This window comes from Betaproteobacteria bacterium (genome assembly GCA_009377585.1).
Lineage (GTDB): Bacteria > Pseudomonadota > Gammaproteobacteria > Burkholderiales > WYBJ01 > WYBJ01.
The window spans coordinates 1-11,590 of sequence record WHTS01000157.1 but is presented as its reverse complement, the minus strand read 5'-3'; the positions used below and the strand labels follow the sequence as shown (position 1 = coordinate 11,590).

The window sequence follows — 11,590 nt, the reverse complement described above, 5'->3', positions numbered from 1 at the left end:
GTGAATTTCATGGCGTTCGAAAGCAGGTTGGCAAACGCGAGCCGGATCAGCGCCGGGTCGATCTCGGCTTCGCCCAGATCTTCCACCGCGATATCGATCTCGCGTCCGGGCTGCTCGCTGCGCAGCCAGTTGAGCGCGTCTTCCACCGCTTCGTTGAGGCGCACACGGGTGCGTGCGAGCGGCTGGCGCGACAGCCTTTGCAGCGAGAGCAGCGCATCGATCAGCGTTCCCAACCGGACCGCGTTGCCGTACATGCGCTGCAGATAGTTCTGCGCGGTATCCGGCAGAATCGGCGTAAGCTCCTCCTCGAGGATCTTGGCATAGCCGCTGATCGCACGCAGCGGCGCGCGCAAGTCGTGCGCGATCGAGTACGACAGCGCCTCAGCCTCGCGGTATGCGGTCTCGAGCTGCGCGGTGCGTTCCGCCACCCGCTGTTCCAGGTCGTTGTTGAGCTGCATGAGCTGGTTGCGCGTCTCGCGCAGCGCCGTAACGTCGCGCGCGACCACGATCTCGCCGATGTGTTGGCCGGAATCGTCGTACATCGGTCCGGCGGTGCCGAACACATACACGGACTGTCCGCCGCGGGTGGTGCAGCGCGACTCGAAGCGGACGCGGTGCGCCCCGCGGATCCGGGCCAACAGCCGCTCGTAATCGCGCTCCGAAAGGTTGCGCAGTTGCAGCTCGCGCGCCTTGCGCCCGATCGCATACTCGGCGCTGTAGCCGTAGAGCTGCTCCGCGCCGGGGTTCCAGCTCATGATGACATCGTCGAGATCGCGCGTCAGGATCGCGTCCTCGGACTGCTCGACGATGCTGGCGAGGAAACGGCTCTGCGCTTCGCTCGCGCGCAACTGCGCCTCGGTGGCGGCGCGCTCGATCGCCATGCCGAGCACATTGGCGATGGCGGTGAGCGTATTGGCGTCGTCGGCGTCGAAGCGCCGGCGCCGGGTTGCGTGCACGGCGAGCACGCCATAGGGGTGGCTGCGGCCGCGAATGATCACGCTCATTCCGCTGACCACCCCGTGTTCGAGCAGCGTCGGCGAGGGGCGGAAACGCGCCTCGGCGCGCAAGTCGGTGACGATCACCGGCGCGTTGTGTTGAATGGTGTACCCGGCCTGCGAATCTCCCGCGGCGTTGAGCACGCGCCGGCCGAAGGCAACCGGTTTCAAGCCTGCGCTCACTCGTGCCCGCAACTGCTTGCCTGCGTCGAAAAGCTCCAGGACCTCTGCGATCTCGACCCGGAATACGTCGCGCAGCACCCGCACGATCTCTTCCATGAGGACATCGGGCGCCGTGCCGGCCAGCGCTTCCTGACCGAGCGCGGCAATGGCCGACTGACGCGCTGCACGGCGCGCGACGCGCGTTCCAGCCGGCGACTCCGGCGGCTGGGGCGGCTGGGGCGGTTGCCGCGGAATACGGGGCGCTATTGCCGTTCTCCTCGGACGTGGGGCGGCATACTACAGCCTGCCGGGGGAGCACGCCGGGCTCATCGCGCGAGCGTCCGGTCCAGGAAGCGTCGAACCCATTGCAGCAGCTGATCCTCGCGGTCGGTGAAGAAATGATCCGCGTCGCTCACCTGCACCTGCGAAGAGGCCGCCATGCCCCGCAACGTCTCGGCGCGGCGCGGCGCCCCGGCGCGCACAGCAGGCAGGTCGCGGCTGCCGTGCAGATCGAGCACCGGCAAGCGCAGGCGTTCGGGCCGCACGAATTCGCCGCTCAGGCCGATCGCCGCCCATGCCACGATTTCAGGTTGCGGCGTCGTGACCAGGAACTCGTTGCTCATGCGCGCTCCCATGCTGTGAGCGACGATGGCGATGGCGCGATGACCGCGCCCTCGCAGCCAGGCAAGCGCGGCGCGCAGACGTTCCGTGGCTTCCGGAAACGTGGCTGGATATTCCTCCGGCGGGGCGTCGGCCGCAAGCACCGGCATCTGTATCGACAGCGTCGCATAGCCGTCTTCCGGCAAGGCGCTGCGGAGCGTATTGACGAGCCCCCAGTCCGGATGCACGCCCCTGCCATGGACAACGATGACGGCGCCGCGGGCTTTCGCCACGCCGGTATGGATGGCCAGGAAGGTGCGCCCGGAAGCGAGCTCGAGCTGCACGGGTTCGCCGACCAGGATGGCCGGCGTGATCTCCTGCGCCCAGCGCTGCTCGCGCGCATAGTCGGCGCTCTGGGCGTGCGCGCACGGCAAGCCGGTGAGGACGAAGACTGTGGCCACCAGCGCGCTGGCGAGCAGCGGGGCGAAAGCAATGGCCGCACGAACCGAGCGCGATGCCGACTTCGCCATCGCATTGTAGCGCCTCGCCTTTCGCCCGCGTGCCATGGCGGCTGGGTGTCGTCGCGTGACTGCCATGGGGGCGAAGCCGATGCGGCGGATTCAAGCCGCGCTTCGTACCGGTTGTCGTTTCGCTGTTTGCGCCGCTTCGGCGAGGTGTTGCATTGCGGCCGTGACGCCGCCCTTGCGATGCGGCACGCCGGCCAGCTCGAGCCCTATTTCGACCCCCGCCAGCGTGCCGAGCAGCATGAGATCGTTGAAATCGCCCAGGTGGCCGATGCGAAACACCTTGTCGGCGATTTTCCCCAAGCCGCTCCCGAGCGACATGTCGAAGTGCTCGAGCACGACCTTGCGCAGGGCCACCTCGCTATGCCCCGCAGGCATCTGCACGGCCGTGAGCGAGCCCGAATATTCGGCCGGGTTCGCGCACTGGATCTCCAGCCCCCAGGCTTGCACCGCTCGCCGCGTCGCCTCGGCGTGGCGAGCGTGGCGCCGGAAGACGTTCTCCAGGCCTTCTTCCTCGACCAGCATGTGCAGCGACTCGCGCAGTCCGTAGAGCAGATTCGTCGCCGGCGTGTAGGGGAAATAGCCGTTCTTGTTCGCCGCCAGCATCTCCTCCCACGACCAGTAGGATTTCGGCATGCGCGCGCGCGTCGCCGCGGCCAGCGCCTTGTCGCTCACGGCGTTGAACGAGAGCCCCGGCGGCAGCATGAGCCCCTTCTGCGAGCCGCCGACGGTCACGTCCACGCCCCACTCGTCATGGCGGTAGTCGATCGAGGCGAGCGACGAGATGGTGTCGACCATGAGCAGCCCCGGATGGCGGGCGCGATCGATCGCCGCGCGCACTTCGCCGATGCGGCTCACGACGCCGGTGGACGTTTCGTTGTGCACCACGCAGACCGCCTTGATGGCGTGGTCGCGGTCTTCGCTCAGCCGCGTTTCGATCGCGGCCGGGTCGGCGCCGTGGCGCCAATCGCCCGGGATGAACTCGGGGGCGAGCCCGAGCTTCGTTGCCATGGTTTTCCAGAGCGTGGCGAAATGGCCGGTTTCCGCCATCAGCACGCGGTCGCCGGGATCGAGCGCATTCACCAGCGCCGCTTCCCAGGCACCGGTGCCGGACGCCGGATAGATCACCACCGGCGAGCGCGTGCGGAATACCGCCTGCATGCCGCTCAGGACTTCGCGCCCCAGGGCACCAAAATCCGGCCCGCGATGATCGATGGTCGCCCGGTCGATGGCGCGCAATACCCGCTCGGGCACGTTGGTCGGTCCGGGAATCTGCAGGAAATGACGGCCGGCGCTGTAGGGCATGGATTCCTCGCCGAATGGGTTTGAGGGATGTGCGTTTGGCGACGTGCGGCTGCGGGCCGCCGCATGCCTTGTTCTCCAAGTGAAAGTAGAATGTATGCCGTTGCCTGTCAAGGACGCGACATGCCTGCCTCGCTGTCATACCGGTTTCGCGGTTGCGCCGGCTGCGGCGCGGCGAAGGCGCGCTAGTGTGATGAATCTGAGTGCGTCGCACATCTGTCGCTCCCGCTATGGCGGAAGCGACTTCCCGCGCATGCGGGAATCCAGACCGAAGCTTTGCCTGGACCCCCGCCCCCCGATAGGAGCATTCGGGGGCAAGCTTCGCGGGGGTGACGAATCTCTGATTCAGGACGCCAGGTGATGCCTGATTCGGCCTTGCAATCCCCTCTGGCGCGGCGCCTCGCGCGCGAGGTCGACGGCGAAGTGCTGTTCGACGCCGCTTCGCGCGGGCGCTATGCCACCGATGCGTCGATCTATCAGATCGAGCCGGTCGGCGTCGTGCTGCCGCGCAGCGAAGAGGCCGCCCGCAGCGCGATCGGCATTGCGAACGAGATGCAAGTGCCGTTGCTTCCGCGCGGCGCCGGCACCTCGCAATGCGGGCAGAGCGTGGGGGCCGCGCTCGTCGTCGACCACAGCAAGTACCTGAACGAGCTGGTGAGTCTCGATGTCGAGCAGCGCAGCGCGGTGGTGCAGCCCGGCATCGTGCTCGATCGGCTGAACGCCTTTTTGCGTCCGCACGGGTTGTGGTTTCCCGTGGATGTTTCGACCAGCGCCCAAGCCACCATCGGCGGCATGACGGGCAACAATTCCTGCGGCTCGCGCTCGATCGCCTACGGCAACATGGTGCACAACGTGGCGGCGATCGACGCCATGCTGGTGAGCGGCGAGCGCTACCGGTTCGGCCCGATCGCGGAGGATCCGGCCGAATCGTCGTGGCCCGAGGGCTATTCGGCGCTGGCGCAATACCTGCGCACGCTGTACGAGCGCGAAAGGGAAGAGATCGCCGCGCGCTTTCCGAAGGTGCTGCGCCGCGTGGCCGGCTACAACCTCGATCATCTGGGGCCGCCGCATGCCAACGCCGCGCATTTGCTCGTAGGCAGCGAAGGCACGCTCGCGTTCTTCGAGCGCGTGCACCTGAAGCTCGCCCCGCTGCCCAGGCACAAGACGCTCGGCGTCTGTCACTTCCCGCGCTTCTACGATGCCATGCAATCGGCGCAGCACATCGTCAAGCTCGATCCGGTCGCGGTCGAGCTGGTCGATCGCACCATGATCGCGCTCGCGCGCGAGAACGAGGCGTTTCGTCCCACGGTCGAGCGTTGCATCGTGGGCGAGCCCGAGGCGATCCTGCTGGTGGAGTTTGCCGGCGACGATCGTGCCACGCAGGTCGAGCGGCTGCGGCAACTGGCCGAGCTCATGGGCGACCTGGGATTGCCCGGAAGCGTCGTGCAGATTACCGATGCGAGCCTGCAGCGCGATCTGTGGGAGGTACGCAAGGCCGGGCTCAACATCATGATGTCGATGAAGGGCGACGGCAAGCCGGTATCGTTCATCGAGGACTGCGCCGTGCCGCTCGAGCACCTGGCCGAATACACCGACCGGCTCACGCAAGTGTTCCACAAGCACGGCACGCGCGGCACCTGGTACGCGCATGCCTCGGTCGGCACGCTGCACGTGCGCCCGATCCTGGACATGCGCCGCGATGGCGCGCAGAAGATGCGCGCCATCGCCGAGGAAGCGTGTGCACTGGTGAAGGAGTACAAGGGCGCGTATTCGGGCGAGCACGGCGACGGCCTGGTGCGCTCGGAGTGGATCGCGCCGTTCTTCGGGCCGCGGCTCACCGCCGTGCTGGGCGAGATCAAGCGGCGCTTCGATCCGAACGGGCTCATGAACCCCGGCAAGATCGTGAGCCCGTCGAAGCAGGACGATTCGGCGTTATTCCGCTACAAGCCGGGCTATCGGACGATTGCGCTCAAGCCGGTGCTCGACTGGTCGGCCTGGGGCGGCTACGACAAGGCCGTCGAGATGTGCAACAACAACGGCCATTGCCGCAAGTTCGACGCCGGCACCATGTGTCCGTCGTACCGGGCAACGCGCGACGAGCAGCACCTGACGCGCGGGCGTGCCAATACGCTGCGGCTCGCGCTTTCCGGCCAGCTCGGTGCGGCCGGCATCGCCTCGCCCGAAGTGATCGACGCGCTCGACTTGTGCGTGTCGTGCAAGGGCTGCAAGCGCGAATGCCCGACCGGTGTGGACATGGCGCGCATGAAAATCGAGGCGCTGTACCACTGGCGCAAGACCCATCCCCTGAATGCGCGCGAGCGGCTGATCGCCTCCCTGCCGCGCTATGCGCCCTGGGGCGCGCGCCTGTCGCCGTTGCTGAACCTGCGCGACCGATTGCCGGGGCTGGCTCGCGCGAGCGAGCGCCTGCTCGGTTTCTCCGCGCGGCGCAGCCTCCCGCGCTGGCGCGGCGACTGGTTCCGCGATCGGGAGATCGTGCGCCAGCAGGCGCGCGCGCGGCCACAGCCGGCGTCGCGGGAGCAATGCGGCGCGGGCGCCGAGCATCATGAAGTGGCGCTCATCGCCGATACGTTCAACCGCTACTTCGAGCCGGAGAACCTGCGCGCCGCGGTGGCCGTGCTGCGCAAGGCAGGATACGTCGTTCATCTGGTTCGGCCCGACGCCGGCGCGCGGCCGCTGTGCTGCGGCCGAACGTTCCTCGCTCAGGGCCTGGTCGAGGAAGCGCGCGTGGAGCTGCGTCGCCTGCTGGTCGCGCTCAACCCCTATGTCGAGCGCGGCATCCCCGTGATCGGCCTGGAGCCATCGTGCCTGTTCACACTGCGCGACGAGCTGCTCTCGATCCTGCCCGCGGCCGAGGTAGGTACCGTGAGCCTGGATGCCTATCTGCTCGAGGAATTCCTGGACGCTCAGGCTCAGGCGGGCAGATTGAATCTGGCGCTGCACGCGTTGCCGCAGCGGCGGGCGCTGCTGCACGGCCATTGTCATCAGAAGGCGTTCGACGTGATGCCGAGCGTCGAGCGGGTGCTGAAGCTCGTGCCCGGGCTCGAGGTCGAGACCGTGGTATCCAGCTGCTGCGGAATGGCGGGCGCGTTCGGTTACGAAGCCGAGCACTACGAGGTTTCGATGAAGATGGCCGAAGCGAGCCTGCTGCCTCGAATCCGGACAAGCGGCGAGGATACGCTGCTGGTCGCCGACGGCACCAGCTGTCGACATCAGATCCGCGACGGCGCCGGGCGCGAAGCGATCCACGTTGCAAGAGTGCTGCAAGCCGCGATGAACTGAGCCAGTGTCCTGAGTCCGGGATTCGTCGCTGCAACCCCGATCGTCTGCCCCGCGCCCGAGAGTGGCAAAAGTGTCGAAATCGGCGCCAGACGCGAAGTGAACCGCAGCCAGGTTGGACACCTGGCGAGGATTCACGACAATGTATGGCGTCGATTCTCGGCATCTTTTGCGCGGCGAATTTCGGACTCAGGACACTATGCCCCAGCTGTTCGTGCTTTTGATGTTCTTCGAGCTGTGCTACAAACAGTACGGGCATCGTCGGAGATCGGATATGGAAACGCAGGCCCTGCGCGTGATGGTGGTCGACGACAACCCTGTGGTCGCCGATCGTCTGGTCGGTCTGCTGAGCGAGGACACCCGCGTGACGGTGTGCGACCGGGTCGAATCGGGGTTGCTCGCTTTCGCCCGCATCGCAGCCGATCGCCCCGACGCCGTGCTGATGGATCTCGAGATGCCTGGAATCGGCGGGCTCGCCGCCATTCGCCGCATCAAGGCGCTGGTGGGGCCGCCCGCCATCATCGTGGTCACCTTGCACGACACCGAGGAGATGCGTCGCGAATCCGCCGCCGCGGGCGCGGACGCATTCGTGCCCAAGAGTCGGGTGGCGCGAGACCTGCTGCCTACGCTGAACGCGCTGTTCCCGCAGCAGCCATCGCACGGCGAGGCCGCCGCCTGATCGGGGCGTTCGAGCCTCGAAGCCGGGCCACGCGGGACAATCCGCGGCGGCTATGCCGCAGGCGTTAGCCGCTGCTCGCCGGCCGAAGCCGGCCGGATTTCCTGTACGATTGCGCTGGTTTCGCGCTTCCCCGCACATTCATCCGTTCGCGCAGCTTGCCGGCCGATTTGCGGCAGGCGGGTGCGCCGCGCCGCGACCGTCGATCAGCAACGAAAGGTAGTCAGAAATGGCAGGACCGCTATCCCATATCCGTGTATTGGACATGACGCGCGTGCTGGCCGGCCCCTGGACCGGGCAGAACATGAGCGATCTTGGCGCCGAAGTGATCAAGATCGAACGCCCGGGCAAGGGCGACGATTCGCGCGCCTTCGCGCCGCCGTACATCCGCGATTCCGCCGGCCAGGAGACCCACGAGTCGGCCTATTTCTGCTGCGCCAACCGCGGCAAGAAGTCGGTCACCGTGGACATTTCCAAGCCCGAGGGCGCGAAGCTCGTGCGCGAGCTGGCGGCCAAGGCCGACGTGCTGCTGGAGAACTACAAGTTCGGCGACCTCGCCCGCTACGGGCTGGGTTACGAGCAGCTCAGCCAGATCAATCCCGGGCTCGTCTACTGCTCGATCACCGGCTTCGGTCAGACCGGCCCCGACCGGGAGAAGCCCGGCTACGACTTCATGATCCAGGGCATGGGCGGCATCATGAGCGTGACCGGGGAGAAGGGCGGGGGCCCGCAGCGCGTCGGCATCCCGATCGCCGACATCATGACGGGGATGTACTCCAGCATCGCGGTGTGCGCCGCGCTCGCGCATCGCGCGCAGACCGGACGCGGCCAGCACCTGGACCTCGCGCTTCTCGACTGCCAGGTCGCGGTGCTCGCCTACCAGGCGATGAACTATCTTTCCACGGGTGTCGCGCCGCTGCCTGCCGGCAATATTCACCCGAACATCGTCCCGTATCAGCCTTTCCGCACGCGCGACGGTGACGTCATCATCGCCTGCGGCAACGACAACCTGTTCCGCAAGTTCTGCGACGTGGCCGGCTGCCAGCACCTGGTGCAGGATCCGCGCTTCGCGACCAATGCCGACCGCGTGCGCAACCGCGCCGCCATCGAGCCGCTGATCGAGGAGGTCACCCGGACGCGGAGCACGCGCGAGTGGGTAGCCGCGCTCGAAGCCGCGGGCGTCCCGTGCGGTCCGATCAACACCTTGAAGGAAGTGTTCGAGGAGCCGCAGGTGAAGGCGCGCGGCATGCTGCAGGAGCTGCCTCACGCCGGCGCCGGCAAGGTGCCCCAGGTGGTGAGCCCGATGAAGTTCTCCGGCACGCCGCTCGAGTTCGCGGCCGCGCCCCCGGTGCTGGGCCAGCACACCGACGAGGTGCTGGGCAGTGTGCTCGGTCGATCGAGCGAGGAGATTGCGGCCTTGCGTGCCGCCGGCGCGATCTAGCCCCAACCGTACTGTGGAGGTCGGGCTAGCGCAGGTCGTAAAGGCGGGGAGCGGAGCATGACCCTGATCGTGCGCGACTCGATCGCGGGAGACATCCCGGCAATCCGGGAGATCTATGCCTGGCACGTGGAGAACGGCCTCGCGTCGTTCGAGGAAGTGGCGCCCGACGTCGACGAGTTCACGCGCCGCCGGGCCGACGTGCTTGCCCGGGGGCTTCCCCATCTGGTCGCGGAAGACGAATCCGGCGTCCTCGGTTATACCTATGCAGCCCCCTATCGAAGCCGCTCGGCCTACCGCTTCGCGGTCGAGAACTCCGTGTACGTGCGCCACGGTATCGCGCGGCGAGGGCTGGGTCGGGCGCTGCTCGCCGAGCTGATCGCCCGCTGCGAGCGGCTGGGCCTGCGCCAGATCGTGGCCGTGATCGGCGACAGCGGCAACAGCGCGTCGATCGGATTGCACGCCGCACTTGGTTTCAGGATGGTTGGCGTGCTGAAGGACGTGGGCTTCAAGCACGGGCGCTGGGTGGACAGCGTGTTGATGCAGTGCTCGATCGGCGGCGGGGATATAACCGTGTCAGCCGAGACCACCCCGTCCGCGACGTTGTCGCGTCCCGCCCCTCCTTGACAAGGAGGGGAAGGGTTTGAACCTCCCCTTGCTGATCAGGAGGGGAAGGGGTTTGAACCTCCCCTTGCTGATCAGGAGAGGAAAGGGTTTGAACCTCCCCTTGCTGATCAGGAGAGGAAAGGGTTTGAACCTCCCCTTGCTGATCAGGAGAGGAAAGGCTTTGAACCTCCCCTTCCTGATCAGGAGGGGAAAGGCTTTGAACCTTACCTTCCTTGGGACGGATGGTTTTGAGCCTTCCCCTCCTCTCATGAGGAGGGGTGTCGGCGCAGCCGACGGGGTGGTGTGGTTTACTGCAGACCGCCCCGCCCCCGAAACCTACCAGATCGTCAGGAATTGCCGATGTTCAGCAGCCGGCGCGCGTTCCCACCGAGAATCTGCGCGCGCTGCGTCTCGCTCAGCCCCGGCGTCTGCTCGACCACCTGCACCGGCTCGGTATAGGCGATATCGAAGCAGTAGTCCGTGCCCATCATGATCCGGTCGGCGCCGACCAGCTTGACCAGGTCCGCCAGGATGCCGGTGTCGTAGCTGATGGTGTCGTAGGTGAAGCGGCGCAGGTATTCGCTCGGGCGCCGCGGCAGGTGCTTGCATTCCGGTCGGATCAGCCAACCCTGGTCGAGGCGCCCGCGCAGGATGGGCAGCGCGCCGCCGGCATGCGGCAGGCTCACTTCCAGTTGCGGAAAGGCGTCCATGACGCCGCCGTAGATCAGGTGCGAGGCGGCGATCGCGGTCTCGAACGGGTTGCCGAGCAGGTTGATGAGGTAGTACTGCTTCATGCGCTCGTTGTTGACCATCATCGGGTGCAGGAAGATGGGAAGGTTCAGCGCCTGGCAGCGCTCGTAGACCGGCCAGAAGCTTCGATCCGATAGATCCCGGTCGCGTACCACCGTCGCCATGTAGACGCCGCGGATGCCGGGCAGTTTCGCGGCCCGCTCGAGCTCTTCCAGGGCGAGCCGGGGATTCTGCATCGGCAGGCAGGCGAAACCGTAGATGCGTTCCGGCTGCTTGCGATGACCCTCGCTGATCGCGTCGTTGAAGGCAATGCACAGGTCGAGCCCAAGCTGATCGTCAGCCCAGTAGACCATCGGTTGCGTCAGCGACAGGACGTGCACGTCCACGCCTTCGCGATCCATCTCGGCGATGCGGGCGTCGAGATCGTGGAACGCGGCCACGATCGGCCCGGTGCGCAGCAGCAACCCGACCTGGATGAAGATCTGGCCCCGGTCGTCGCGCACGACGCTGGCGCCGCAGCGACCGCCGTGCTTGGCGATCAGGTCGAGGTAGCTCGGTGGAAAGAAATGCGCATGCGTGTCGATCGTTCGCGCAGTCGCCATGATGGGTTCTCCTCCAGTATCTGTGGCGCTCTAAAGGTTGTCTCCCTCGCGCAAGCGGGGGCCCAGGACAAGAACTACCCTGGACTCCCGCTTTAGCGAGAAGTCATTTCCGCCATAGCGGGAATGACAGCCTACGGCTTGTATGCGGAAAAGACGACGTTCTCTAACGGTTGCGGCCGCTCTTCTCGGCCAGGCGCAGAATGTATTTCCACTCGGCGGGATCGACCGGCGTCACGGACAGCCGATTGCCGCGCTGCAGGATGCGCATGCGGGCGAGCTCCTTGTGCTTGCGCAGCTCCGGCAGGCTCACCGGGCCGATTCTCTTCACGAAGCGGATGTCGACATTGAGCCAGCGCGGGTCTTCGCGCGTCGACTCCGGATCGTAGTAGTCGGTCTTGCGATCGAACTGGCTTTCGTCGGGATACGCGAGCTTCGAGACCTCGGCGATGCCAACGATGCCCGGTTGGTCGCAATTGGAGTGATAGTAAAAGACCTGATCGCCGATCTGCATCTGGTCGCGCATGAAATTTCGCGCCTGGTAGTTACGCACGCCGTTCCAGGCCGTGGTCTTGTCACGGGCGAGGTCGTCGATGCTGTAGGCATCGGGCTCGGATTTCATCAGCCAGTAGCGCATAGGT

At 66.5% G+C, this 11,590-nt stretch carries 9 protein-coding genes; 4 read left to right on the top strand and 5 right to left on the bottom strand.

Annotation, left to right across the window (positions count from 1 at the left end):
• The 3 genes from GEV05_28180 to GEV05_28170 all read right to left on the bottom strand — a co-directional run.
• Positions 1-1,274: PAS domain S-box protein (locus GEV05_28180; protein MPZ47172.1), on the bottom strand; the 1,274-nt coding region annotated here is incomplete at its 3' end.
• A 209-nt stretch (positions 1,275-1,483) separates the two neighbouring features.
• A complete protein-coding gene (locus GEV05_28175) occupies positions 1,484-2,287 on the bottom strand; it encodes an alpha/beta fold hydrolase (protein ID MPZ47171.1) in 804 nt (267 codons plus the stop codon).
• Between the two features lie 90 nt (positions 2,288-2,377).
• A complete protein-coding gene (locus tag GEV05_28170) occupies positions 2,378-3,586 on the bottom strand; it encodes an aminotransferase class V-fold PLP-dependent enzyme (protein ID MPZ47170.1) in 1,209 nt (402 codons plus the stop codon).
• A gap of 357 nt (positions 3,587-3,943) precedes the next feature.
• Between GEV05_28170 and GEV05_28165 the strand changes: the two genes are divergently transcribed.
• The 4 genes from GEV05_28165 to GEV05_28150 all read left to right on the top strand — a co-directional run bounded on the left by GEV05_28165 (position 3,944) and on the right by GEV05_28150 (position 9,621).
• Positions 3,944-6,883 (top strand): FAD-binding protein, encoded by a 2,940-nt coding sequence (locus GEV05_28165; GenBank protein MPZ47169.1) that lies wholly within the window; start codon positions 3,944-3,946, stop codon positions 6,881-6,883.
• Between the two features lie 295 nt (positions 6,884-7,178).
• Positions 7,179-7,559 (top strand): response regulator, encoded by a 381-nt coding sequence (locus tag GEV05_28160; GenBank protein MPZ47168.1) that lies wholly within the window; start codon positions 7,179-7,181, stop codon positions 7,557-7,559.
• A gap of 226 nt (positions 7,560-7,785) precedes the next feature.
• Positions 7,786-8,997, top strand: coding sequence for a CoA transferase (locus GEV05_28155; GenBank protein MPZ47167.1), 1,212 nt, complete (start codon positions 7,786-7,788; stop codon positions 8,995-8,997).
• A gap of 57 nt (positions 8,998-9,054) precedes the next feature.
• Positions 9,055-9,621 carry a GNAT family N-acetyltransferase gene (locus GEV05_28150; protein ID MPZ47166.1) on the top strand — a complete coding sequence of 189 codons (567 nt, stop codon included), beginning with the start codon at positions 9,055-9,057 and terminating at the stop codon, positions 9,619-9,621.
• Between the two features lie 326 nt (positions 9,622-9,947).
• Here GEV05_28150 and GEV05_28145 read toward each other — a convergent pair whose 3' ends face one another.
• Together GEV05_28145 and GEV05_28140 are read right to left on the bottom strand one after the other, a co-directional pair.
• Complete coding sequence (locus tag GEV05_28145) at positions 9,948-10,952, bottom strand: amidohydrolase family protein (protein ID MPZ47165.1); 1,005 nt, start codon at positions 10,950-10,952, stop codon at positions 9,948-9,950.
• Between the two features lie 163 nt (positions 10,953-11,115).
• Positions 11,116-11,586, bottom strand: a complete 471-nt coding sequence (locus GEV05_28140; GenBank protein MPZ47164.1) for an EVE domain-containing protein — start codon at positions 11,584-11,586, stop codon at positions 11,116-11,118.
• Positions 11,587-11,590 lie beyond the last annotated feature (4 nt).

Bases quoted from the DNA above. Each gene is read 5' to 3' on its own strand.
- GEV05_28140 (MPZ47164.1), bottom strand. From the start codon at position 11,586: ATGCGCTACTGGCTGATGAAATCCGAGCCCGATGCCTACAGCATCGAC.
- GEV05_28170 (MPZ47170.1), bottom strand. From the start codon at position 3,586: ATGCCCTACAGCGCCGGCCGTCATTTCCTGCAGATTCCCGGACCGACC.
- GEV05_28160 (MPZ47168.1), top strand. From the start codon at position 7,179: ATGGTGGTCGACGACAACCCTGTGGTCGCCGATCGTCTGGTCGGTCTG.
- GEV05_28155 (MPZ47167.1), top strand. From the start codon at position 7,786: ATGGCAGGACCGCTATCCCATATCCGTGTATTGGACATGACGCGCGTG.
- GEV05_28175 (MPZ47171.1), bottom strand. From the start codon at position 2,287: ATGGCGAAGTCGGCATCGCGCTCGGTTCGTGCGGCCATTGCTTTCGCC.
- GEV05_28145 (MPZ47165.1), bottom strand. From the start codon at position 10,952: ATGGCGACTGCGCGAACGATCGACACGCATGCGCATTTCTTTCCACCG.
- GEV05_28165 (MPZ47169.1), top strand. From the start codon at position 3,944: ATGCCTGATTCGGCCTTGCAATCCCCTCTGGCGCGGCGCCTCGCGCGC.
- GEV05_28150 (MPZ47166.1), top strand. From the start codon at position 9,055: ATGACCCTGATCGTGCGCGACTCGATCGCGGGAGACATCCCGGCAATC.